This is a genomic window from Chthonomonas calidirosea T49 (genome assembly GCF_000427095.1).
GTDB lineage: Bacteria > Armatimonadota > Chthonomonadetes > Chthonomonadales > Chthonomonadaceae > Chthonomonas > Chthonomonas calidirosea.
On sequence record NC_021487.1, the window covers coordinates 533,628 to 555,614 of the forward strand.

Consider the following 21,987-nt stretch of genomic DNA (forward strand, 5'->3'; position numbering starts at 1 on the left):
TCAACGACGACACGCTATCCGATGGGAACCCAGAACGCCTGAGCCCTGTATGTAGTAAAATGTTACACAAACTCTCTTGAACCTCCTGCTTTAAAGGAATGTTCTGAAAGCCCATGCCAACTGCAGCCTTCATGACATTGGGGTGTAAAGTCAATCAGTACGAAACGCAGCGTATCCTAGACGATTTCGAACGTCACGGTTTCACGATTACCGAGTTTCACCGACCTGCTGACATCTATGTGGTTAACACCTGCTCCGTTACCCAGGCAGCCGAAAGAAAATCGCGCAATACCCTCCGCCGTGCTCGCCGCCTCAACCCGAACGCTATCGTTGTTATGACTGGTTGCTATGCAGAGATGGCGCGCATTAAGGGGGAAGCTTTTGAAGAGGTCAACCTGATCGTTCCTAACCCCCATAAGATGCAGACCCTTAACCGCCTCCTAGAGGCGTTTCCCGAGATTCGTGCCTCTCTTCAGAACAGTCGGCCCCCATCCTCAACAGCACCTACCCTCCATCGCCGTACACGGGCCACCATCAAGGTTCAGGATGGATGCGATGTCTTCTGCACCTTTTGCTCGATCCCCTATACCCGTACCCAAATGGTTTCTAGACCGATGGGGGAGATCGTCTCCGAAGTGGAGAGGCTTGCCGATCAGGGTTTCACCGAGATCGTTATAACTGGTGTGCTCGTGGGAGCCTACGGTCAAGAGCCAGGTTTCGAAGGGCGTTCTGAAGGATTGCCGCGCGGTACGGCCTGGACACCAGACCGTATTTATCAACGCCCCGATCTGGCCGATCTCCTGCTAGCGCTAGCTAAGGTAGAAGGGATTCGGCGGATTCGGCTCTCTTCGATCGAGCCCACCCAGATTACGGATCGGCTCCTCGAAGCCTTTGCGTCGGAACAAAAGCTATGTCCGCACCTGCATATTCCGCTGCAAAGCGGCTCCGACAAAATTCTCGCTGCCATGAACCGACCCTATAACCAGCGCTTCTACTTAGAACGCTGTGCCGCGGCTAAAGCTCGCATTCCCGACTTGGCCATAACCGCCGATATCATGGTCGGCTTTCCCGGAGAAGACCGTAAGGATTTCGAACAGACTCTCTACGTCGCTCGTGAAGTGGGTTATGCGCGCGCCCACGTCTTCCGGTACTCTCCACGCCCCAACACGCCGGCAGCAACCATGGCGGATCAGGTTAGCGACGCCGAAAAGGAGGCTCGCAGTCAGGAACTGATCGCGCTCTGTCGTGAAACCCAAAAGCGGTTTATCCAAAGCTACCTCGGCCGTACAATGGAGGTTCTTGTGGAGGGAAAAGGCGCTGCAGTCGAACCTTCCTCCGAGAACGAATCGATCCCTCTTATAAAAGAGGAGCCCTCTGGCCTGCTTGGAGGCTATACGGGAAACTATATTCGGGTGCAGTTCACCGGAGGTTCTCACCTTATTGGAAAACTCGTACAAGTACGACTGCTTGAGACCACCCTTGACGGAGCCATAGGGGAGATCGGCGACGATACGCTAGAACCAATGCCAGAACCTCCTGCAGATTCCCATTCTCTTCCCCTAGCAACCCTATCCGGCCAGCTTCTCTCTTGACGCCCATTTAAGGAAATCTAAAAGATGGCTGTACTTCTTGGAATCGATCGCTGCTCCCAAGAGAACTTCTCCCTACTGAAGGGCAAACGAGTGGGGCTTATCACCAATCACTCTGGACGCGATAGCAACGGGCGATCAACCATAGACCTTCTCTATAACGCTAACGGTGTTAAACTCACGGCTCTTTTCACTCCAGAACACGGCCTTCGGGGCGTTGCCGATGATGCTGTATCCGACGCACACGATCCCATCACCGGGCTTCCTATCTACAGCTTGTATGGAACACGACTACGCCCTCAACCCGAGCAACTCCTGGAGGTGAATGTTCTCGTCTACGATATCCAAGATATCGGAGTACGCTTTTATACCTATATCAGCACGCTGAAATACGCTATCGAGGCGGCCGCCGAGGCCCAAATCGCTTTCCTCGTTCTTGACCGCCCAAACCCACTTGGGGGTCAGCAGATCGAAGGGCCGCTGGCCGATGCCGATCGACTCGACTTCACCGCCTGTCACCCTATTCCGATCCGCCACGGGCTTACCTTAGGTGAACTGGCTACCCTCTATGTGCGGGAGCTGAAACTACCTCTCCAGCTCGACGTCGTTCGCCTCGAGGGGTGGAAGCGCAGCGACTATTGGGATGCCACAAATTTAACCTGGATCAATCCTTCGCCCAATATGCGTTCCCTGCGCCAGGCACTCCTCTATCCCGGCATCGGCCTGTTAGAGTTCACGAACCTCTCGGTAGGGCGGGGGACGGATACCCCCTTCGAATGGATTGGCGCCCCCTGGATAGATGCCAGAAAACTTGCTGCGGCTCTCAATGCAGCCTCCCTGCCGGGGGTCTGCTTCATCCCCGTCCAATTCCAACCTTCTACCCGCCAGTATGCGGGGCAAACCTGCTCTGGGGTGGAGATCATCGTTACTCATCGAGAGGTGTTTCGCCCCGTGCGAACCGGCCTCACGATCGCTTTAGCGCTACGCCAACTGTTCCCAGAACATTGGGAACCGGAGAACTATCTTAGACTTCTGGCGAATCAAAAGGTCTTCCAGGCTATAATCCAGGGCGCCCCCAAAGAGGAGATCTTTACGATGCTCGAAGAAGACGAGCAGGCATTCCGCGAGCGCATCGCTGCTTGCCTGCTCTATTGAGATGTGAACTCCGTGATGACGGCAATAGCGGCCAGATCCTAACGGTCTAAGAACGCCCCTCTTTCCGTTAGATTCGAGGTTGGATTTTGGACATGCAAGCGAATGACATAGACGACTGTCCCACCAGGCCCCACCGGGTTAGCAAGAGATATACCCGATGGCTGCTGACGATGCGGCGGGAGATCAGGCGACGGTTGCGCAGAGGGCCTCTTTGCTTCGTGGCTTTTCTGCGTGGGGACAGGCGAATCGAACAGAAATGGCGACGGCTTCACAAAGGCGATCGGCGGTCTGAACCCATTCAAGGCTGAAGCGCTTTCCTTCAAGGCCGTTTCAGGCGGGCTCGTTGACGGCTTGCTGGTCTGCATAGGGCGTCCGGGCAGACCGGTTGCCATCCGACGCAACTCCAGGTAGAAAGCTTTTGCATGGCTCGCTGGCAGGCGAACCAACAGGTAACAAGCTTCTGGGTCAGAATCCACCGGCAAATTGTAAGCGCTATCTATCGGCTTGCTGGCCATTGTAAGCGCCCCCCCATAGCGCTGTACAACGTCCATTAAGTGGGCACAAGAGGCACCGATGTTGTCAACGGCCACGGAAAGACGCAGGGGATCGCTGGGCGTTCCGCTCCCAAAAGGCGTCGCATGAGGAGTGGGAGGAAGGATTTCGCCCTCCCGACGCTTTTGAGCGAGCTGGGTGGAAGGCTCTTCCGTCTTAGGGCTTGCTATCGGTAGCTTCTGACGGTTTCGAGCTCCACTCTCCGCCAAAAACGGATCTTTCACCAATGGCCTATTTGAAGTTGCCGTTTGGGATTGGGACGACGTTCGGTTGGAGTCCGCCGAAATGCGAGAACTTGAAGGCATCTGCTGCCTCCCTGGCGCTCTCAGATAAGGCAGGTAGCTTTGGGCGAGAGCCCACAAACCGATAGCGCCAACAACGCCCGCTATCGCAAATCCGCCGCGCTGCCACGACAGCCCCTTCTTCTTGTCTGTTGATTGGGACGGTCTCACGGGCTGTTCAGGAATAACGCTTAAAATCTGTGACGCCAGCCCAGGCCACGGGGTCGGTTCCTGCACACCCACCTGAAGCAGCGAGCCAATACGGCGCAAGGCGCCGAGCTCATCTCGACACTCCCTACATCGTGCAATATGATGGCGCAAGAGGGCATAGACCAGCGGAGAAACCTCCCCATCCAAACAGGCCTTTAACTGACCTCTATACCAAGCATGCAGCTGAGATCGCAAATAATGATAATAGCGCATAAAACACCTCACTCTACCTAGGAGACCTCATCCTCCTCGTCCTCTACATAATCTCTCAGGAGCTCCCTAAGCTGTCGAAAAGCGTTCGACAAGCGCGATTTCACCGTGCCCACCGGTATCTGTAGCACCTTGGCCACCTCGGTATAGGTTAGCCCGTGCAGTTCGTGCAATATGACAACTTCGCGATGGTGCGGAGCAAGATGCGATAACGCCTCCTCGATCTGCCTTCCCAGCTCCTCCTTATGGAGCGCTTCTTGAGGGTTATCGCACCACCTATCCGTCACTACAATGAGCTGCTCATCAAGCGACAGAGTCTGTGGACGATGTCTTCGTTGAAAATCTACACAGTGATTCATCGCAATCCGATAGACCCAAGTGGAGAGAGAAGAGTCGCCCCGAAAGCTCTGCAGGCTCCGATAGATCGCGAGAAATATCTCTTGGGTTAGGTCTTCTGCATCCATCGTAGATCCGCACATCCGGTAAGCCAAGCGGTAGATACGAACGCTGAAGCGATCTACAATTTGGGCAAATGCCTCCTTGTCGCCCGCAACGATCTTGGCGACCAGCTCCTGGTCCGCCAACCTAAGCGAACGGGAAGCAACCTCGTTCTTTACAGGTCTTTGCGCCGGCAGCGATTTGCCGTGTTCCGGATAAGCAGACATGACGGATGCTCTCTGTGCTTCTGTCTCACTTGCAGCAGCTCCATCCTTTTTGTTGTATTTAGGCGGCAAAGGGTTCATACAAGCCTTACTTTCGCTCTCCTACGATCCACTTGACGTGCTACCGCATCTAGAATACAATGTTACACTGCACAAAGGGGAAAAGATATGCAACGCAGCTCCTGGATCGCCTTGGGATTGAGTGTGCTCCTTATCGCAATCCTGGTGGTGAGTTATTTCGTCTCTCAAGCAAGACCAAAGCCGTTTGACGCCACCCAAGCGCAGCAGATTCTGCACGATCTGCAAGTGGCGGTGCGTCAAAAAGACGTCGAAGGCATTATGCACTATGTTGCTCCAAACGCACGCCTTATTGGCGATATGGACACCCAGAAAGCCAGGCTGCTGTTGGCACGAGCCTTCCGCACCATGCAGAACCCCGAACCCAGTGTTAGCGACGTCCAGTTCCATGCCGATGCCGACGAACCGTCGGTGTCTTTCGACCTCAATCTGCGCGATCAAGGGCCAGACTATACCTCCGACGAGTACGAAGGGCGCATTACGCTCTACTTTCGCCAGGTCACAATAACGCATCTCTTTGGACTGTATCACACGGTTGAATGGCGCATTGTGCACGCGGAAACCACCGGCCCAAACCCCGATAACTTTGGTGATTTCTGAACTTTACCTACAGCTGCTCGTACCACCCTAACGGAGAGTGGATGCACGTTGAAGTGGCATAGCGGGGCTTCGGCGGCGAATAGGCCCACTCCACGGCGTTAGCAATAACCTGTTGAACCTCCTTTTGATGATACACCGGATATGTCTCGTGCCCAGGGCTAAAATAGAAAATGCGTCCTTGTCCTCTCGTGAAACAACAGCCGCTGCGAAATACTTCTCCGCCTCGAAAAGAGCTAATAAAAATCAGTTCGTCCGGCTGAGGAATATCAAAGTACTCTCCATACATCTCCTGCTGAGGGATAATAAAAACTGGTGGCACATTGCGCGTGATGGGGTGCCCCGGATTCACCGTATAGACGATCTCCCTATCGTCGTCACGCCAACGCAAGGCACAGGTCGTTCCCATAAGGCGGATAAAGATTTTCGACCAATGGCCGGAATGAAGCACGATCAATCCCATTCCACTTAACACGCGCTCATGCACTCTCTCAACAACTCTATCTTCCACCTCATGATGGGCCATGTGCCCCCACCATGTCAGGACATCGGTGGTATCTAATACCTCTTCTGTTAACCCATGTTCGGGCTGATCCAGTGTGGCCGTCCGAACCTCTACCCTATCTCCCAAATGCTTTTTAATACCCTCTGCTATCGTGGTGTGCATGCCTTGAGGATAGATCGCCCGTACCTCCGGTTGACGCTTCTCATGCACATTTTCACCCCATACAGTAACGCGAATGAAACGGTTCTCCAAGATCGCTTCCTCCCTTACAGGTCTGTAGACCAGTCTATCAAATTTTGGTGTATTCTTATTCTACTTTCAAATATCAAGTTCCTCGACGCGCCATCTATTAGAATAACTTCTAATTCCTATTTTAACATTTCATTCACTTTTATGTCGGATCTGTGCTATTATCATTCTAGATAGACGTAGAAAGGGTTTGAGAGCGCTAGAAACTAGGTGCAGCAGTCATGGAAAACTACGAGACATACGACTACGACGTACTGGTCATCGGGGCAGGCGGCGCGGGCCTTCGAGCGGTTATAGCGGCTAGAGAGGCCGGTTGTCGTGTTGCGGTGGTCTGCAAGTCGCTTCTGGGCAAAGCCCACACGGTTATGGCCGAAGGCGGTGTCGCCGCAGCACTTGGCAATATGGATCAGCCCGACGGTACCAAAGAGCCGGACAGCTGGGAAGTTCATTTCGTTGATACCATGAAGGGCGGTGCCTTCCTTAACAATTGGCGGATGGTTGAGATCTTCACGAAAGAGGCACCGGAACGTGTATTGGAACTCGAGCAATATGGTGCCGTGTTCGACCGAACGCCTGACGGCCTCATAGCGGAACGCCCCTTTGGAGGTCACAAATATCGTCGTCTCAACCATGTAGGCGACCGTACGGGTCTGGAGATCATCAGAACCCTCCAAGATAAAGCGGTCAGCCTCGGCATAGATGTCTTCATGGAGGTCGTGATCACTCGCCTCCTCAAAGATGGGGATAGGGTCGTAGGAGCCTTTGGCTACTATCGCGAATCCGGCAACTTCATTGTTTTTCGAGCGAAGGCCATCGTCCTCGCAACCGGTGGTTGGGGGCGCATGTACCGCTATACCTCCAACTCTTGGGAGGGAACCGGCGACGGTGTGATGATGGCCTTTGAGGCCGGAGCCGAACTGCTCGATATGGAGATGGTGCAGTTCCACCCCACCGGCATGGTCTGGCCTCCTGGCATGCGCGGCATCCTCGTGACGGAAGGAGTGCGCGGAGAAGGCGGCATTCTGCGCAATGGTAAGGGAGAGCGTTTTATGTTTAACCCTAAATACATGCCAGAGCTCTATCGAGGCCAGTTTGCAGAGACCGAAGAGGAAGCGGAGCGATGGCTCACCGACAAACAGAACAACCGTCGTCCCCCAGAACTGCTGCCAAGAGACGTTGTATCCCGCGCGATCTATCGTGAGGTCGAAGAGGGACGTGGCTCTGAACACGGCGGCGTCTACCTTGATATTAGTCATCGCGGTGCGGACTACATCAAACGGAAACTACCAAGCATGTACGAACAGTTTCATGCCCTCGGTGACGTGGATATCACCAAACAACCCATGGAGGTCTATCCGACGATTCACTATACCATGGGTGGGGTGAAGGTAGACCCAGAAACGTGCGCAACGACGGTACCAGGGCTCTATGCGGCGGGAGAGGTCGCGGCAGGGCTTCATGGGGCCAATCGGCTCGGCGGTAACTCTTTGTCCGACATTCTTGTCTTCGGAAAGCGCGCAGGTGAACATGCGGCTCTCTATGCGAAAACCGTGAACTTGGGTAAGATAGACGAACAACAGATCGCCGAAGAGGAAGACTATCTTCTCCTACCGCTGGAGACAAAAGAGGGTGAAAACCCCTACGACATCCATCGTGAGCTTCAGGAGACCATGCAAAAACACGCAATGATCGCTCGCACGGAGAAAGGACTCCTAGAAGCCTTGGAGAAGATTCAAGAGCTGCAAAAACGTGCAGAACATCTCCATGTAGATGGGGATCGCTGCTTCAATCCGGGTTGGCATGCTGCACGTGAGATACGCTTTATGCTCAAAACTTCCGAAATCATTGTACGCTGCGCCCTAGAACGTAAAGAGAGCCGCGGTGCCCAATGGCGTCTCGATTATCCCGACCGCGATGATGAGTTCTGGGGCAAACACAACCTTATCGCGGTAAAGGATGGACAGCACATTAAGATAGAGCCGCGCCCCCTGCCAGAAATGCCCGAACGCCTGAAAGCGCTCTTTAAGTGAGAAATGAGGAGAAAAACCTATGGAGAAAGTTACCCTCCGTGTTTTTCGAGGAGATATCCATGGAGGTCACATGGTCTCCTACGAGGTACCTGTGCAACCAAGCATGGTTGTGCTTGACGCCATCCACTATATTCAACAGCATATTGACCCAACCTTAGCCTGCCGGTGGAACTGTAAGGCAGCCAAATGCGGCTCTTGCAGCGCTGAGATCGATGGAAAACCACGCCTGATGTGCAAAACTCGCGTGGATCAATTTCCCTCCGGGGTTATTACCGTCGGTCCTATGCGCACCTTCCCGCTCATTAAAGATCTTGTGACTGATGTCTCTTGGAACTATCGCGTTGCAGCAAAAATCCCACCTCTGCAGCCCAAACCCGAGGTTGCAGGAAAACCCTTCCGAATGCAACAAGCCGATGTAGACCGCATTCAGGAGTTCCGTAAATGCATCGAATGCTTCTTATGTCAGGATGTGTGTCATATTCTGCGTGAGCACAATCGCCAAGATGCGTTCTTCGGCCCTCGTCAGATGGTTCGCATCGCTGCACTCGACATGCATCCTATGGATAACCTCAATCGGCGTGAACAACTTGTGGGCGAGGCAGGAGTCGGTATGTGTAACATCACCAAATGCTGTACCGAGGTCTGCCCCGAACATATCCACATTACGGATAACGCCATCATTCCGCTAAAGGAACGCGTCGCTGACGATTACTTCGATCCGGTTACTCGTATCCTCCGACGCATTGGCGTTATTCAGCACGAACAGAAGCAACCTATGAGCAGTGTGCCTCAAAGCACAACGCAAATTATGAGCAAAAGTCCGCGTCCCGGAAAGTAGAAGAGCGTGTCTTTGTGACAGGCCGGCACCAGCAACGAGGTAGCCGGCTAAACTATTTTTGGGCTCATAAATCGCTCGTACAATGCTTCAGAAAAACGACGTGGTTTGCCGCTCGCCCGCTCGATCAACATCTGCAACGTCTCGGCCTCCGTCAAAAGCTCTTCCCCACGCCATACCTCATAGCCCATTCTTAGTAAACTGCGCCGACACTCTATAGGCCATGTTCGTACAACGACTAAGTCCTCATAATACGCCGGTTTTATAAAACGGCAATGCAGTTCCAGCACGGGCATGGCGTAGCCGTCGCGCTCCATCTGTGCGTAGTCAATGCCCCGCTCTCTGCAAAATGTGCTGCGTGCAGCCTCAAACCAAATGGGATAGTTCGAATGATGAACCACCCCCATAGGATCACACTCCGCATATCGAACACGAATCTCCGTCTGAGAGCCCCTCTCAAGCGGCATACGTCCCTTCATGGCTGGTTCGACTCCATCGTCGCCTCGTAGTCCACATGAATACGCACCGGCAGGTGTATAGTGAAGACATTGCCGCTATTGTCCTCGTTGGCCTTTACCTCCAGTCTTCCTTGATGCAATGCGATGTAACGACAGGCTAACGACAGACCAAAATCCCACTCAAGACCTCCAGCAGCATACGGCTCCCTCTCCAACGAAAGACCATAGATGGTCGAAAGCTTTTGCTGGGAAATGGGTGCCGCCGAATCGGACACCACAAGGATAAGCTCCTCTCCCCCCACATGGGCTCTCAGGTCAACAACCCCCTCCGTTCTACTTGAGCGAAGGCTCTCGTGTACTATCTGGTAGACAATATGCCGTATGAGGCTCTCGTCGGCGATAATCCAGCACGACGGGAGGTTCGCATCGTACCTCAGCTGCACATCTTGTCGCTGAGCTAACGGTTGCAACATTTCGACGATCTCCCTTAGAGAGCTGTTGAGATCAAAGACCCTGGGATGAAGTTCCCGTCGTTGATCTTGTATTCTCAACAGATCGAAGAGATTATCAAGTATCTCTTGCAGATGGAGGGAAGCGTGGTAGATATGCCCAAGAGCAGTCTGCTGTGCCTCGTTTAAAGGTCCATAGGTCTCCTCTTGCAAAAGTTCTGTAAAACCTAGCAAGGTCGTAAGAGGGGCTCGGGCATCGTGGGAAGCGTTAGAGAGAAACCGCATGAGTTGATGGCGCCTTACCACCTCCGCATCACGCCGAGCGATCTCTATTGCCTCGCTTTTATGCAGGCGTAGCGAGGCAGCACGCAAGAGGAAGTCGTTAATGCACGCACTACATAGATAGGCGGCTGTAGCTCCACCCTCTGGCATCGAATCAAGTTGTTTCGTAACCAACCGTGCGAGAGTCTTGAAACAAGCGCCCAAATCGCCCCATTCAAGCGGCATTTCAGCGATCTTTTCCGCCAGAAGCGCCTCCTCTTCTGTTACCGGGTCGAGCGACTGTTGAAGTAAATGGTTCCGCACGACACAGTCATAGATTTGGGATACCGCCTGTCTCAGCTCACCGCGAGGCCCAAGCAAGGAAGGATCTAAATGCCATAAAATTCGGCTAACCTGTTGACACCATTCGCTCAACAGCTTGCGGCGATGAGAGAGAAGAGCTTGGGCGGCAGCCTCCATCGCTGTTACGCTCTGCATGGGCACTACCTTTAGTGTTTCTTCTGCAAGACCTGAATAACGTCATTCGTAATGTCGTTGTCGGAATAGACGAGGGAGTCGGCGCTCCATACCTCATGAATTCCCTTTTTTCTCGCCACCTCGGCGACCAGGTTGCGTAACTGCTCTAACTGATCTTTACGGCAATCATCCACCGTCTGAAGCGCCTTATCGCTAAGCTCCTTGTCAATGCCCGGCAATATGTCTTGTAGATACTGTTGTTGACGCGCTTGCAGCGTCTGCATGGTGGTGCGATCGGCAGCGGTCAACTCTTTATCCGGCTTCGTAATTAGAGCGTTCAGCTGTGCACTGCGCTGATCGGAAAGGTTCTGCAGCTCCTTTATTCGCGCCTGCTGCGCCGGCGTGGGGTTGTCCAAGGTGATAAGATGTAAAAACTCGCCTAGCTCCTCCGGAGTGAGAAAGGCCACACGCCGCGCTTGGCGCGACTGATCGGCCGCTTTCAGCATGGCGTCCTGATACTTCTGCTCTACAACCGTCGGCGCATCTGAGGCCTCATAGACCCGTTGCATATCTACTCTTGCAATGTCAGACCGGAGCAGTGGCGATGAAGCGCTCTGGTTATCTCCCGCGTTGACTCGCAGTCCTCCCGCCGCAATCAACAGAGCCAGCGTAAATGCGCCCATATGTAAAAACGGTGTTACCTTCACTCTCTTTCCTCCTTTACTAGCACGACTTGAAAGGATCATATACGAGCACTCGACGCCCCTTCACGCACAACCATCTCGACGTGCGTATGTCCACAGCCTCCACATAGGCCCGATGCTCTTCGGGTAAAAGCCTCGCGGCCAACGTTTCCGGCGTATCCTCATCGAACACCGGTATCGCACGCTGCACGAGGATCGGCCCCGTATCGTAATCATTATCCACAAAATGCACGGTACAACCGGTTACCTTCATACCGCTCTCAATGACGGCCTCATGAACCCGTCTCCCATACATTCCCTTCCCTCCGAATAGCGGCAATAAGGCCGGATGGATGTTAAGCACGCGGTAGGAATAAGCCGCTACGATCGGCGCCGGTAGCCGTAGGAGGTAGCCCGCTAAACAGACTAAGTTGATCTCATAGCGGCGCAACAGGCGTAGAAGGGCGTGCGCATACGCTTCTTCTTGCCCCTCATACTTTTTTGGAGAAACGACATGAACGGCCACTCCGGCCTCGCGCGCTCGTGTCAACGCAGGAGCCTCTGCTCGCGTTCCGATCACAACACGAACTTCACCCTTAATCCGCTGCTCCATACAGGCATCTAGCAGCGCTTGCATGTTGCTGCCTCGGGCTTCTCCCGACACGAATACAGCTATCTGTGCCTCTCCCAGAGGCTCCAAAATCTCAGTCAAGCTGCGTTCCCCCCGACTAGGTGCCCCTTACGTGTTAACGCGAGATCACCCGTTCTCTTAGACGCTCTGTAAAGCGCTGTGTTAGAAGATTCTAGCGTATCCAAAGGCCAATTCGTGCCGATGAAATGAACTATGCTATAATAACTGAGGTAAGGGCCGTTTTCAGCAAGGATAGGCTTCCCTCAATTTGGGTGAGGAGATAGATTTTAGCGATGATCTGCAAACACTGCGGCATGGAAAGCACCACCACCGATCGGTGTAGCGTTTGTGGTCTTCCTCTACAGCCGACCCAAGAAACCGCAGAACAAACCACCACAGAGGCTACCCAAGAGAGCGTGCCTGTGGCCGATTCCACGGTAACGCCCCCCCAAAAGAAGGAGATCATTAAAGCACATCGTCCCGCTCCGGCCATCGTTCCACCAGCCAAAAAGCATTCCACTCCTGCTTTTGGTGGTGCAAAACATAGCCCCCCTCCCGCAGTCCCTCCTCCGTCCCGCCGCGTGGCCTCCCTCTCGGAGATTCTTGAATCGAAAACGACCATAGACAACACGCCCGCCCCGGCCTACTCCAATAAAGCTCCTGATCCGCTCGCCTCGGTTCTGTCTAACCTTAAGCTACCTCAAAAGGAAACCATTGAAACCCAGGCCCCTGCGGTTGCCGATGCCCCCCAAGCTTCAACGGAAACTTCTCTGCCACCAGCATCCAACCTTCCATCTCAAACGTCAACATCCGCTGAGTCGGCGCCTTCCATAACTCCTCTTCCTCAACAAGAGCCATCTCAACCTACGCAACCAACTCCACGCCCAACTGCGGCGGAAGAGCTAGAGGCCTACGCCCCGCCAAATCCTTGGCCTATCACCGCCCGCTATGCCGCCGTCCTTGCCCTACTCCTCGCTTTTGCCGGGCTATTCCCCATCTATCAGAAACATCTGTTTTGGGCGCCCATGCTGCTCGCGCAGTTTCTTGGAGGTCTCCTGCTGCCCGTCATGCGGGTGGTGCCCTGGTTCGATGAAGATCCTGACGATCTCCCTTTGGTCATCGGTCTCGTCTTCTTCTTCGGTCCTCTCATTGGTCTTGTCATCTACATTATCCTCTCCCTACTGCGCCATAACACGAACCCTGGTCTCATGGGCTGTCTCATCGTCGGCAGCCTGTCGCTCCTGGTCGTTCAGCCGGCATGGCTTGGACACCTCGATGCGCAATGGCTCGCCCCTTTCGCCGGAGTACAAACCAATCCACTGCAGCTCATAGCCCACCTCGCTATGGGTTGGTCACCCATCGTGGTCATCGTCGGCTGGATATTTGCAGGAGTCTTCCGCAAACTGTATGAGTAAACGACCGTGCGCCTTAAGCCGGCGGCTTTGCTCTGGCGCGACAGACGAGGCTGCCTCCGAGTCGCATGGCTGGTTTACAGCGGCCGACTGGCAATAGGGCCAGCCGCAATCTCATCCGCTAGCCCAGCCAAACAGGTGCGAATGGAGGACGCAAGGCGTTGCGCCCGTACTAGCCCTGCGCCCCTACCCCAGTGCACATTTTACGAAGAACCACACTTAAGACCCCTCCGCACATAGCCAACAATAGAGTAGATTTCACGGAGTCAAGGGGAGGCTCTCCTTGTATGGAGAAACGGATTCGAGTTCTTATTGTGGACGATAGCGCGCTTATACGTCTCTTGCTCACTAAGCTGCTTACCTCCGACCCACAAATTGAGGTGGTGGGTACCGCCTCAGATCCCCTACAAGCCTCACAGAAAATTGAAGAGCTCTCGCCCGACGTGCTCACGCTCGATGTTGAGATGCCTCATATGGATGGGCTAACCTTCCTAGCCGATCTCATGAACCACCATCCATTGCCTGTCGTCATGGTCTCCTCCCTAACCCAACATGGGTGCGAAACAACGATTAAAGCGCTGGAGCTTGGGGCAGTAGATTTCTTCCCAAAGCCTACTCTACAACAGCTCAACACGTCAAACGACGCCGCCCTAGAGCTACTTGCAAAAGTGAAGGCTGCCGCCTCTGCTCGCGTTGTTCGCCGATCAGCAAGTAGATCCGAGGCGCTCGTAGCGAAACTAGCGCCTCAGCAGCTCATGCATCAAGTGATTCTCATCGGCGCTTCCACCGGCGGCACGGAGGCCATACGCGAAATCCTCACCTCACTTCCCCCTAATATTCCCGGCATCGTCATGGTACAACACATGCCTCCTGGCTTCACGTCCTCCTTCGCACAGCGCCTCGATAAGCTATGCCCCTTCCATGTAAAGGAGGCACAAGATGGCGACAGAGTTCAACCTGGACTCGCCCTGCTTGCTCCAGGTGACTTTCAAACCACCCTGCATCGTGCCTACACAGGCTATTATGTTCAGGTCCAAAAATCCGAGCCGGTCAATCGGCATCGGCCTTCCGTAGATGCCCTCTTCAACTCGGCTGCAGATAGCGCCAAGGCCAACGTCATTGCCGTACTGCTTACCGGTATGGGAGAGGATGGAGCCCGTGGGCTTTATCAACTACGGCAAGCTGGGGCCCTCACCATCGCTCAAGACGAGGCAACAAGTGTCGTTTTCGGGATGCCGCGAGCGGCCATCGCGCTGGGAGCTGCCGAGTTCGTTCTCCCCTTGCCGCGCATCGCGCAAGAGATTGTTCGCCTTCTAGAAAACATGCGGCCCCCCATGAGTGCTTAATCCCTAATAGGTGCCTTATCTGCTCTCTGCGAAAGAACTTGGCATTCCGTGAACATCTTCTGTGCGGCATCCGGCTTATGCATTCGCAAAAACGCGATCCCAAGTAACCGAGCTACACGCGCGCGAGCTAGAAGATGCTTCTGACTGTAGCCCCCATTCGCATCGGGAACAGCGGTAACATGAAGAGCATTCAACAGAGTCTGCACGGCCTCACGATTTCTTTGCAACTTCAAGTAGACAGCACCTAGTTCCGCCAACGCAAGAGGATCTTGTGGTTGCAGCGCAGTTGCACGCTGTAGGGCATGCAGCGCCTCTAGGCTCTCTGGTCTTCCTGGCTCGTTGTTCAGTGCCCATCCGAGAAGGTACCACGCCCGCGCGTTGTTAGGATCGAGCTGAATACAACGTCGTGCCTGCTGCTCTGTAAGACGGACGTCTTGCGCCTGCTGGAAAATGTTGGCTCCATGCAGCCATATTGCTGCATTGGAGGGAGCATAACGCTCCGCCGTTAGAACTTCTCGGATACAATCCCCAAGATCACCACTTTTACCATAGGCAGCAGAGAGTAGATCATGAGCTGTCCCCGAATGGGGCGATTGGGCCACAGCTTGTTTCGCGGCCTGTAAGGCGCATTGTCCATCACCTATTGCCAAACAGGCCTCTGCTAAAGTCTGTTGTGCCTCCGGAAACGTGGGATGTTCACTTACGAGGCTCTGCAATAGGGGAACGGCCTGTGCGGCATGTCCGGTTTTCGTGTAAAAACGTCCTAGCTGAAAGTAGGTGTAAGGAAAAGAGGGATACTCCACCATTAGACGCCGCCAAATGGCAATGGCATCTTCGTAGTCGCCAGTCTCCGCAAGATGAACAGCCTCCATATAGCGCTGCATAAGAAGGGTGGGCTCAGTAAAGCGCATCCGGAACCAGAGTGCAGCGCCAACAAGAAAAGCTGCGACGATAAGGCCGCCCTTGATCCGAGCCGTAGAGTCCATTCTTCCTATCTAAGGGGAAGTTGGATGTTTGATCTCCGAGTGCGCGGCACTAGCCGCGGGCGGCGGAATCTTATAGTCCATCGGCTGCGGCTTTGAGCCGCCTCCTCCTCCAAACACCTTGATCCCGATAAGGATCAGGATAACGACGATCACAGCAAATATGATCCCAGCAACAACCGGGTTCACGTTCTGGCGCATTTTTCTTCTCCTAGAGCTAATTACATAGGGAGGAATGGAATCCTCCCTATGCTTTTAGATCGGCTGCTAGTTCGTTGGTTGGCTACAACCTTTGTCGCTGTAGTTCTGGTCGTACACCTTGGCACTACGAAAGGCTCCGTAGTACAACCCATTTGCAAAACCCTGTCCAGCATCTGGTGCAGGAACACTCAGCACGCCAAACTTCGCGTGGCCGTCGGCATAAGCGAAGTTTTGTCCATTGAAATGACGCGGGTTTCGCGAATTCCCCTTGAAGTCGCCATAACCAGCCCATATGGATAGAGGATCCGACCAATCCCAATAAAAGGCATACCCTCCTGTACCGTTTGGTTGACAGGTATGCCAATTCCATCCATAACGATCATCGCTAATAATCGCTAAATCAGCTGGGCTTTGAAGACGAGCTAAAGTATAAGGTCCTCCCTGATCGTTATTTTCATCGAAAATAAAATCGCTCAAACCATACGTTACACGATAGTTAGGTGGAGTATATCCCCACGTACTGAATAGCGTATCGCTATTGCTAGGGCAGCTGAAGAGCTGCTGGTTCTTAATATAGGGCATCAGTAGATCGCTCCACCATACAGTTGGGCAGGGAGCGTTCGGGTTTGGGGGACATCCTGTGTCTCCAGGGTTTTGATGCCAGGGCAGCTGGAAGAAGGTTTCATCGTAATCTTGCACATACATCATCGTCGCTAGCCCGATCTGTTTGAGATTTGACAGACATGAGATCGAGCGCGCTTTTTCGCGTGCCTGCGCAAACACCGGAAACAGAATTGCTGCAAGAATCGCTATTATTGCGATCACAACAAGCAATTCGATCAATGTAAACGCCTTTTTGGTTTTCATTACCATACCTCCTATAGTGTTTTTGATAGCTCTGTGCGTTGTTGTTTGGCACAGACAGTGGTTCGTTCACGCCTTATGGCGGAGGCGGAGCCGTCGATTCACGTGTGACGAGGCTACAAGATAGAAAGACTCGATCAGGCTCGGTGAGCTTGATCATGCCTTTCGCGTGCATCTCCTGCAGCTTTTTGATCGCCTCTCGTCCCATAGCTTCCAATGGTTGTTTAACGGTCGTTAGCTTAGGTACTGCCTGAGCCATCGCCGTCGGATCGTCAAACCCAACGATAGAAAGCTGTTCCGGAACACTTATGCCCTCTTCCTGAGCAAGCTCCAGCAAAGTCCGCGCCAAAAAGGGACCGGCAGCCAAAAAGGCTGTTGGACGCTCCGGCGCGCTAAGAAGCTCACGCAGCCTGGAGCGGGCAGATTCCGCAATACCCTCTGGAGTTCCAGCGTCTATCATCCAATCCGGCCGAAACGGCAAAACCTTTGCTTGTAAGGCGGCCTGAAAACCAAGAATTCGATCTTGGGTGTTGATCGCATTTGGCTCGGCATAAACTAAACCAAGCTTGCGGTGCCCTAAACGAAATAGGTAATCCACGGCCATTTCCGCGCCTTCGCGGTTATTACTATCCACACAGGGAAGCGGCACACCCTGCCAGGATGCTCCAACAACCACCGCTCTTGCTCCCTCTGCAGCAAGAGCATACAGTCCCTCTACGTCCTCCTGGCGCGGCGCTACAATGATCCAACCAGCACTATGATCAGCGCGCCAGAAACGCACATAATCCTGCCCACGCACCTGTTGAAGCATCAGGGTTACCTCTAGGGGACTTACCTGACAGCGCATCGCTAACAGGAGCGCGCAAAGGTACTCGTTGTCAGCAACCATCTCGGTAGGGCCCACCGTTATCACATGATAGATGGTGGACGTTTGACGGCGAGGCCAATCGGAAACCCGTTTACGATGCGTACGAACCCCACTAGCAGAAGTGTCCTTCACAAAGGTGCCTCGTCCCACTTCTCGGTAGAAAAGCCCCTCTTCTACTAAAGCCAAGATGGCCTTATTCACCGTCATTTTGCTGACTCCCAAACTGCTAGCGATCTCTGTCTCCGCCGGTATTTTGTCACCCGCCTTCCACACCCCACGGTGCACAAGATCGCGAAGAATCTGCTTTACTTGGAGATGACGCGGCAAAGGCCCGTCTCTCACGACACGCACGGCTCCGAGCTCAACCGTCATTGGCTTTAACAACTGCGATGACATATTTTCCTAGCTACCTAGTAGTATAGACTCATTATATCACCAATTCCAGATCTTGTCAAGCGTTTTTCTGAATTTTTTCGCTTAATTCTCCCGTTTATCGTAAACGATACGCCCCCCTACTATCGTCAGGCGTACCGTTCCCTCTTCATCTAAAACCACTAAGTCGGCATCATAGCCAGGGGCGATGCGCCCCTTTCGATGATTCAACCCCAAAGCGCATAGGGCGTTATAGGATGACATGCAGGTACGTTTCCGTAAGTCATAGTCTCCTGCATTGGAAAATGCGCGATCGAGGGTCAATAAGCTGCCGGCTAAAGTTCCATCCGGCAAACGCGCTGCACCGCTAGCTACCACCACGGGTAGATCGCCCAAGGAGAAGGTATATCCATCTGGCATGCCCGCCCCCGGAATACCGTCGGAAATCAGGATAACCCCGTGTGCTCCCTTTGCCTCTATAATAGCTTTACAAACGGCAGGATGCACATGGATGTTATCCCAAATCAGCTCTGCCACTAACTCTGATCGGGCGAGTGCAGCCCCCAAAACCCCTGGCTCTCGGCTCTCCATACCACGCATTGCATTGCCACAATGCGTTACATGACGTGCTCCAAATCCAATAGCCCTATCAACTTCCACATAGGTGGCGTTGGTATGCCCAATAGATACAATAACTCCTGCTGTCGCTAAGATACTCATCATCTGTTCCGCACCCGGCAACTCCGGCGCCAGCGTCATGATCCGCACCGTTTCCAAATAGGGCCCAGCCCAACGCAAGAAATCACCACCATCTGGCTCCAAAATGTACGCTTCGGGCTGTGCCCCCTTTTTCTGCGGATTGATATAAGGCCCCTCAAGATGACAACCGAGAATTTGAGCCCCCTCGTAATCCCCACTTTGCATTAGACGAGTGACTACCTCTAAAACGGATGCTAAACGATCTCGAGGGCCGGTGATCGTTGTCGGTAAAAAACTAGTCACTCCATGCTGTGCAAGATGGTACGAAATTTCCTGTATCGCCTCCTCATCTGCCTCCATTACCGAGCGCCCCGCCCCACCATGAACATGGATATCTACAAACCCTGGAACAAGTCTCCACCTGCGCACATCCAAGTCCCCCGTTTGCGCTGTGGTCGCATTGTTCCAAGTTTCAACCGAACGGATTCGGCCCTCTTCAAGCGATACAAGAGCATTTTCCCTAAAGGATAGGGCATCCGCAGCTACGCTCGCCAAAATACGCATTGTAAACCTCCTGATCGTCTGTAGAGTGGGATAAAACATGGCGAAATTGACTTGACAAGTGGAACTCAGATTTAGTATACTTCGTATGAAAATCTGGCGTAGTCTACTTGGCGCGCCGATAATCGAAAAAGGGAATTCACCTCGATAGGTGAGGCTCCCGCATACATAGATGCCACTGCCCTTTCGTGTCCAGAGACACAAGGAGGGTTTAACAGGTATTCCCGTTTGAAGGGTCTACCTAACGTGGCTGAGGCTTTAAGCCTCTAGGGTACGCGGTGCCAAATCTTGAGCGAGTGGGTTGTTGTGGACGTTAGCTTCGAGTACAAAGCCCGCCTCTCGCTCAAAAGGCGGGCTTTATTGCGTCGTAAACGTCTTAAAGCCCTTGGCACACGGAGATATCTGTAGCACTATGGATACCAACAGTATCGAGCCTCCGCATGAAGGAGGCAAAGCACAACTTGGCCGTGTAGCCGACGGAATGCTTCTCTAGCCTCATAGGTTATTACCTGGCACTCCCGCTCGGCTCACGGCAGGGCCGACGGGACGTGCGAGGTATGTCCTCTCTTCACCTCTACCTCTTGCCCGTCCCTCCTTCTAAAACGCCGCGTGCGCCGCCTTCTAGGCAGGTGACCGCAGTGTGTTACATCTTGCATGAATGATTTCTTCCTCCATTCATGCATTCATGTAACACGCGCCTACTCCCGCCTGTTAAGGCAGCGCACGACGGGATAAGATCGACCTCAACTAGCTAGAGAGGAGGGCGCACTATGCTCAAAATGGTCTGGTTTAAGAATGAAATGGGGCAGCTGGTGCCCAAATGGGTGGTTGCCGCAGAGGCACCTCCGCTTACCTATCTGTTGGAAGCGTCTCAGCCCCAGCCGATCCATCAGCCCATTCATACCCCCAATCGCGCAAACGACTTGATGGAGACGCAAACGGAAGAACCCGCCGAATGGGAACCCTTGAGTCGACCGCAAAACATCGGCATAGCTGCAGTTTAAGCTTAAGGTGAATAACAGCAATGCGAGGACGAGAAAATGACTATTCTTAAAGAGCAAACAAAAACCAAAGGCCATGTGGTACGTCACCGCTGGCAAAAGGAGCTACTCACCTTTCTTCTCGTGTTTGGGCCTGGGCTTATCGTTATGGAGGCCGACAATGATGCCGGAGCGGTATCAACCTACACGCAGGCAGGAGCGCAGTATGGAACCCACCTCTTATGGGTACTCCTTCTGCTCCTGCCCATTACCTACTTCGTTCAAGAGATGGTAGCACGGCTTGGAATCGCCACCGGTCAAGGCCATGCAGCCATGATCTATCGGCGATTTGGAAAATGGTGGGGGTTCTTCTCCCTGATGGATCTCCTCATCGTTAATTTTCTAACCATCGTCACTGAGTTTGCAGCGATTGCTCTGGCTTGGGAAAAAATGGGCGTCAGCCCCTATATCGCCGTACCGGTCTTCGCCATTGGCTTGATCGTGCTAGTTGTTACTGGTCACTACCTGCGATGGGAGCGCCCCACTATCGTTCTCTGCCTACTCGATAGTATCTGGCTCATTGTCGCAATGCTTTGCCATCCTGTCTCCAAACAAGTTGTCCACGACTCGATCGTACCCAACATTCCGCCCGGAGGCCTCACGTCAAACTTGGTGTTTCTCGTTATCGCCCTGGTGGGAACAACGATCGCACCGTGGCAGCTCTTCTTCCAACAGTCCTGCGTGGCCGATAAACGCCTTCGCTTCTCCGATCTTAAATGGGAACGTCTAGACACTTTTCTTGGTGCCTGCTTTACCATTATTGTGGCTGGCTGCATGATGCTTGCCGGCGATGCGGCCTATCGGCACCATATCAACTATACGGATCCAGCTCAAATGGCTGTGGCGCTTGGGCCAATTATTGGCCCCTTCGTGAAATACGCCATTCTGTTGCTCATGTGCAATGCTGCCGTTTTAGGCGCTACCGCAGTCTCTCTTTCTAGCGCATGGGCTTTTGGAGAAGTGAAAGGCTGGAAGCACACCCTCAATGCGACATTTAAGGAAGCGCCAGGCTTTTATAGCATCTATGCCATCTGCGTGCTTTTGGCAGCAGGTATCGTCCTCATCCCAGGAGCCCCACTGCAGCTTATCATTATCAGCGTGCAGGTGCTCGCGGGCATTATGCTCCCTGCCGCCATCGTCTTCCTGCAACTGCTGCTCAACGATCGCGAGCTTTTAGGAGAAGAGTTCACCAATAAGCCTTGGAACAACTGGATCAACTGGATCATTATCATCCTGTTGTTCGCGCTCTCCTTTATCCTCGCAGCTCAAGTGATCGCACCGAACCTGTTTCCCGCATCGTCCTAAAAACAATTTAGTGTCAAGGAGGTTAAAAAATGACCGTGTCTGAACTGAAAAACAATGACAATCTTGTCTACTATGTGGTTCATCCGCTTGAGGATGAACCGGAAGAGAAGTGCGATCCCGAGAAGGCCGGGCCTATGCCCATGAGCCGCAGCGTGAAGTTCTCTCTGATCACCCTTCGAGCCTACCTGATCATTATGGGGCTGCTGCTGCTCTATCGCCTTATTGTCCAAATGCACCTCTTCGGCAGCCACGGCCCACATAGCTAGATTGCCCTCTATCGTCCCGAACAATAACATAAAAAAGTTGGGATGTTACCACCTACTGATGTCCTATAGATACCTATGCTTGTAAAAATTCGGGACGATAGAGTTCTCTATACAGTAATTTTCGTGCGAAGTAACCCCAAAAACAGATATGTCAAAGG

Annotated in this window: 22 protein-coding genes and 1 riboswitch; of the genes, 10 read left to right on the forward strand and 12 right to left on the reverse strand. The window is 53.3% G+C overall.

What is annotated here, in order from left to right:
* Nucleotides 1–113: 113 nt before the first annotated feature.
* Together CCALI_RS02335 and CCALI_RS02340 are read left to right on the forward strand one after the other, a co-directional pair.
* Nucleotides 114–1,592, forward strand: a complete 1,479-nt coding sequence (locus tag CCALI_RS02335) for a MiaB/RimO family radical SAM methylthiotransferase (protein WP_016481864.1) — start codon at nt 114–116, stop codon at nt 1,590–1,592.
* Nucleotides 1,593–1,616: 24 nt separating this feature from the next.
* On the forward strand, nt 1,617–2,744 hold the full coding sequence (locus tag CCALI_RS02340; protein ID WP_016481865.1) for an exo-beta-N-acetylmuramidase NamZ family protein: 1,128 nt from the start codon (nt 1,617–1,619) through the stop codon (nt 2,742–2,744).
* A gap of 38 nt (nt 2,745–2,782) precedes the next feature.
* On the opposite strand, the gene CCALI_RS02345 is transcribed toward CCALI_RS02340, so the two are convergent.
* Both CCALI_RS02345 and CCALI_RS02350 read right to left on the reverse strand, forming a co-directional pair.
* Nucleotides 2,783–4,000, reverse strand: a complete 1,218-nt coding sequence (locus tag CCALI_RS02345) for a hypothetical protein (RefSeq protein ID WP_016481866.1) — start codon at nt 3,998–4,000, stop codon at nt 2,783–2,785.
* 17 nt (nt 4,001–4,017) lie between these two features.
* Nucleotides 4,018–4,662, reverse strand: a complete 645-nt coding sequence (locus CCALI_RS02350) for an RNA polymerase sigma factor (RefSeq protein ID WP_172636616.1) — start codon at nt 4,660–4,662, stop codon at nt 4,018–4,020.
* A 165-nt stretch (nt 4,663–4,827) separates the two neighbouring features.
* Between CCALI_RS02350 and CCALI_RS02355 the strand changes: the two genes are divergently transcribed.
* A complete protein-coding gene (locus tag CCALI_RS02355) occupies nt 4,828–5,337 on the forward strand; it encodes a Cif family virulence factor (RefSeq protein ID WP_016481868.1) in 510 nt (169 codons plus the stop codon).
* Nucleotides 5,338–5,344: 7 nt separating this feature from the next.
* On the opposite strand, the gene CCALI_RS02360 is transcribed toward CCALI_RS02355, so the two are convergent.
* Nucleotides 5,345–6,091: a ThuA domain-containing protein gene (locus CCALI_RS02360; RefSeq protein WP_016481869.1), complete on the reverse strand. Its 747-nt coding sequence runs from the start codon at nt 6,089–6,091 to the stop codon at nt 5,345–5,347.
* A gap of 218 nt (nt 6,092–6,309) precedes the next feature.
* On the opposite strand from CCALI_RS02360, the gene CCALI_RS02365 reads away from it, so the two are divergent.
* Together CCALI_RS02365 and CCALI_RS02370 are read left to right on the forward strand one after the other, a co-directional pair.
* A complete protein-coding gene (locus CCALI_RS02365; protein WP_016481870.1) occupies nt 6,310–8,118 on the forward strand; it encodes a fumarate reductase/succinate dehydrogenase flavoprotein subunit in 1,809 nt (602 codons plus the stop codon).
* A gap of 19 nt (nt 8,119–8,137) precedes the next feature.
* Nucleotides 8,138–8,956: a succinate dehydrogenase/fumarate reductase iron-sulfur subunit gene (locus tag CCALI_RS02370; protein ID WP_016481871.1), complete on the forward strand. Its 819-nt coding sequence runs from the start codon at nt 8,138–8,140 to the stop codon at nt 8,954–8,956.
* A gap of 47 nt (nt 8,957–9,003) precedes the next feature.
* Here CCALI_RS02370 and CCALI_RS02375 read toward each other — a convergent pair whose 3' ends face one another.
* Genes CCALI_RS02375 through purN form a run of 4 tightly spaced genes read right to left on the reverse strand, consistent with a single transcriptional unit; the run spans nt 9,004 to nt 11,993 of the window.
* Complete coding sequence (locus CCALI_RS02375) at nt 9,004–9,432, reverse strand: acyl-CoA thioesterase (RefSeq protein WP_016481872.1); 429 nt, start codon at nt 9,430–9,432, stop codon at nt 9,004–9,006.
* Nucleotides 9,429–10,619, reverse strand: coding sequence for a sensor histidine kinase (locus tag CCALI_RS02380; RefSeq protein WP_016481873.1), 1,191 nt, complete (start codon nt 10,617–10,619; stop codon nt 9,429–9,431). Before CCALI_RS02380 ends, CCALI_RS02375 begins: the two co-directional genes overlap by 4 nt.
* Before the next feature lie 11 nt (nt 10,620–10,630).
* The gene (locus CCALI_RS02385) at nt 10,631–11,305 is read right to left on the reverse strand and encodes an OmpH/Skp family outer membrane protein (protein ID WP_016481874.1); all 675 of its coding nucleotides are present in this window, start codon (nt 11,303–11,305) and stop codon (nt 10,631–10,633) included.
* A 16-nt stretch (nt 11,306–11,321) separates the two neighbouring features.
* Complete coding sequence (gene purN / locus CCALI_RS02390) at nt 11,322–11,993, reverse strand: phosphoribosylglycinamide formyltransferase (RefSeq protein ID WP_052572313.1); 672 nt, start codon at nt 11,991–11,993, stop codon at nt 11,322–11,324.
* A 212-nt stretch (nt 11,994–12,205) separates the two neighbouring features.
* Here purN and CCALI_RS02395 point away from each other — a divergent pair, with 212 nt between their 5' ends.
* Both CCALI_RS02395 and CCALI_RS02400 read left to right on the forward strand, forming a co-directional pair.
* Complete coding sequence (locus CCALI_RS02395) at nt 12,206–13,327, forward strand: hypothetical protein (protein WP_016481876.1); 1,122 nt, start codon at nt 12,206–12,208, stop codon at nt 13,325–13,327.
* A 284-nt stretch (nt 13,328–13,611) separates the two neighbouring features.
* Complete coding sequence (locus CCALI_RS02400) at nt 13,612–14,670, forward strand: protein-glutamate methylesterase/protein-glutamine glutaminase (RefSeq protein WP_016481877.1); 1,059 nt, start codon at nt 13,612–13,614, stop codon at nt 14,668–14,670.
* Here the strand turns inward: CCALI_RS02400 and CCALI_RS02405 are convergent.
* From CCALI_RS02405 to nagA, 5 genes are all read right to left on the reverse strand, one after another.
* Nucleotides 14,667–15,656, reverse strand: a complete 990-nt coding sequence (locus CCALI_RS02405) for a tetratricopeptide repeat protein (RefSeq protein WP_016481878.1) — start codon at nt 15,654–15,656, stop codon at nt 14,667–14,669. The two genes, CCALI_RS02400 and CCALI_RS02405, sit on opposite strands and share 4 nt — an antisense overlap.
* Before the next feature lie 9 nt (nt 15,657–15,665).
* Nucleotides 15,666–15,854 (reverse strand): hypothetical protein, encoded by a 189-nt coding sequence (locus CCALI_RS02410; protein ID WP_016481879.1) that lies wholly within the window; start codon nt 15,852–15,854, stop codon nt 15,666–15,668.
* A gap of 66 nt (nt 15,855–15,920) precedes the next feature.
* Nucleotides 15,921–16,721: a DUF1559 family PulG-like putative transporter gene (locus tag CCALI_RS14705; protein WP_016481880.1), complete on the reverse strand. Its 801-nt coding sequence runs from the start codon at nt 16,719–16,721 to the stop codon at nt 15,921–15,923.
* A 73-nt stretch (nt 16,722–16,794) separates the two neighbouring features.
* Nucleotides 16,795–17,982 carry a LacI family DNA-binding transcriptional regulator gene (locus tag CCALI_RS02420; RefSeq protein ID WP_016481881.1) on the reverse strand — a complete coding sequence of 396 codons (1,188 nt, stop codon included), beginning with the start codon at nt 17,980–17,982 and terminating at the stop codon, nt 16,795–16,797.
* Between the two features lie 81 nt (nt 17,983–18,063).
* A complete protein-coding gene (gene nagA / locus CCALI_RS02425; RefSeq protein WP_016481882.1) occupies nt 18,064–19,221 on the reverse strand; it encodes an N-acetylglucosamine-6-phosphate deacetylase in 1,158 nt (385 codons plus the stop codon).
* A 133-nt stretch (nt 19,222–19,354) separates the two neighbouring features.
* Nucleotides 19,355–19,526: riboswitch (M-box (ykoK) riboswitch) on the forward strand.
* A 462-nt stretch (nt 19,527–19,988) separates the two neighbouring features.
* Between nagA and CCALI_RS02430 the strand changes: the two genes are divergently transcribed.
* The 3 genes from CCALI_RS02430 to CCALI_RS02440 are packed head-to-tail and all read left to right on the forward strand — an operon-like array spanning nt 19,989 to nt 21,829.
* Nucleotides 19,989–20,222, forward strand: a complete 234-nt coding sequence (locus CCALI_RS02430; protein ID WP_016481883.1) for a hypothetical protein — start codon at nt 19,989–19,991, stop codon at nt 20,220–20,222.
* Between the two features lie 36 nt (nt 20,223–20,258).
* Nucleotides 20,259–21,563, forward strand: coding sequence for an Nramp family divalent metal transporter (locus CCALI_RS02435; protein ID WP_016481884.1), 1,305 nt, complete (start codon nt 20,259–20,261; stop codon nt 21,561–21,563).
* A 29-nt stretch (nt 21,564–21,592) separates the two neighbouring features.
* Nucleotides 21,593–21,829, forward strand: a complete 237-nt coding sequence (locus CCALI_RS02440; protein WP_016481885.1) for a hypothetical protein — start codon at nt 21,593–21,595, stop codon at nt 21,827–21,829.
* Nucleotides 21,830–21,987: the final 158 nt, after the last annotated feature.

What these genes read in the sequence shown, in the direction of transcription:
- CCALI_RS02420 (WP_016481881.1), bottom strand. Translation starts at nt 17,982, where the DNA reads ATGTCATCGCAGTTGTTAAAGCCAATGACGGTTGAGCTCGGAGCCGTG.
- CCALI_RS02335 (WP_016481864.1), top strand. Translation starts at nt 114, where the DNA reads ATGCCAACTGCAGCCTTCATGACATTGGGGTGTAAAGTCAATCAGTAC.
- CCALI_RS02430 (WP_016481883.1), top strand. Translation starts at nt 19,989, where the DNA reads ATGCTCAAAATGGTCTGGTTTAAGAATGAAATGGGGCAGCTGGTGCCC.
- CCALI_RS02410 (WP_016481879.1), bottom strand. Translation starts at nt 15,854, where the DNA reads ATGCGCCAGAACGTGAACCCGGTTGTTGCTGGGATCATATTTGCTGTG.
- CCALI_RS02400 (WP_016481877.1), top strand. Translation starts at nt 13,612, where the DNA reads ATGGAGAAACGGATTCGAGTTCTTATTGTGGACGATAGCGCGCTTATA.
- CCALI_RS02355 (WP_016481868.1), top strand. Translation starts at nt 4,828, where the DNA reads ATGCAACGCAGCTCCTGGATCGCCTTGGGATTGAGTGTGCTCCTTATC.
- CCALI_RS02380 (WP_016481873.1), bottom strand. Translation starts at nt 10,619, where the DNA reads ATGCAGAGCGTAACAGCGATGGAGGCTGCCGCCCAAGCTCTTCTCTCT.
- CCALI_RS02350 (WP_172636616.1), bottom strand. Translation starts at nt 4,662, where the DNA reads ATGTCTGCTTATCCGGAACACGGCAAATCGCTGCCGGCGCAAAGACCT.
- CCALI_RS02440 (WP_016481885.1), top strand. Translation starts at nt 21,593, where the DNA reads ATGACCGTGTCTGAACTGAAAAACAATGACAATCTTGTCTACTATGTG.
- CCALI_RS02405 (WP_016481878.1), bottom strand. Translation starts at nt 15,656, where the DNA reads ATGGACTCTACGGCTCGGATCAAGGGCGGCCTTATCGTCGCAGCTTTT.
- nagA (WP_016481882.1), bottom strand. Translation starts at nt 19,221, where the DNA reads ATGCGTATTTTGGCGAGCGTAGCTGCGGATGCCCTATCCTTTAGGGAA.
- CCALI_RS02375 (WP_016481872.1), bottom strand. Translation starts at nt 9,432, where the DNA reads ATGAAGGGACGTATGCCGCTTGAGAGGGGCTCTCAGACGGAGATTCGT.
- CCALI_RS02345 (WP_016481866.1), bottom strand. Translation starts at nt 4,000, where the DNA reads ATGCGCTATTATCATTATTTGCGATCTCAGCTGCATGCTTGGTATAGA.
- CCALI_RS02365 (WP_016481870.1), top strand. Translation starts at nt 6,310, where the DNA reads ATGGAAAACTACGAGACATACGACTACGACGTACTGGTCATCGGGGCA.
- CCALI_RS02395 (WP_016481876.1), top strand. Translation starts at nt 12,206, where the DNA reads ATGATCTGCAAACACTGCGGCATGGAAAGCACCACCACCGATCGGTGT.
- CCALI_RS02340 (WP_016481865.1), top strand. Translation starts at nt 1,617, where the DNA reads ATGGCTGTACTTCTTGGAATCGATCGCTGCTCCCAAGAGAACTTCTCC.
- CCALI_RS14705 (WP_016481880.1), bottom strand. Translation starts at nt 16,721, where the DNA reads ATGAAAACCAAAAAGGCGTTTACATTGATCGAATTGCTTGTTGTGATC.
- CCALI_RS02435 (WP_016481884.1), top strand. Translation starts at nt 20,259, where the DNA reads ATGACTATTCTTAAAGAGCAAACAAAAACCAAAGGCCATGTGGTACGT.
- CCALI_RS02370 (WP_016481871.1), top strand. Translation starts at nt 8,138, where the DNA reads ATGGAGAAAGTTACCCTCCGTGTTTTTCGAGGAGATATCCATGGAGGT.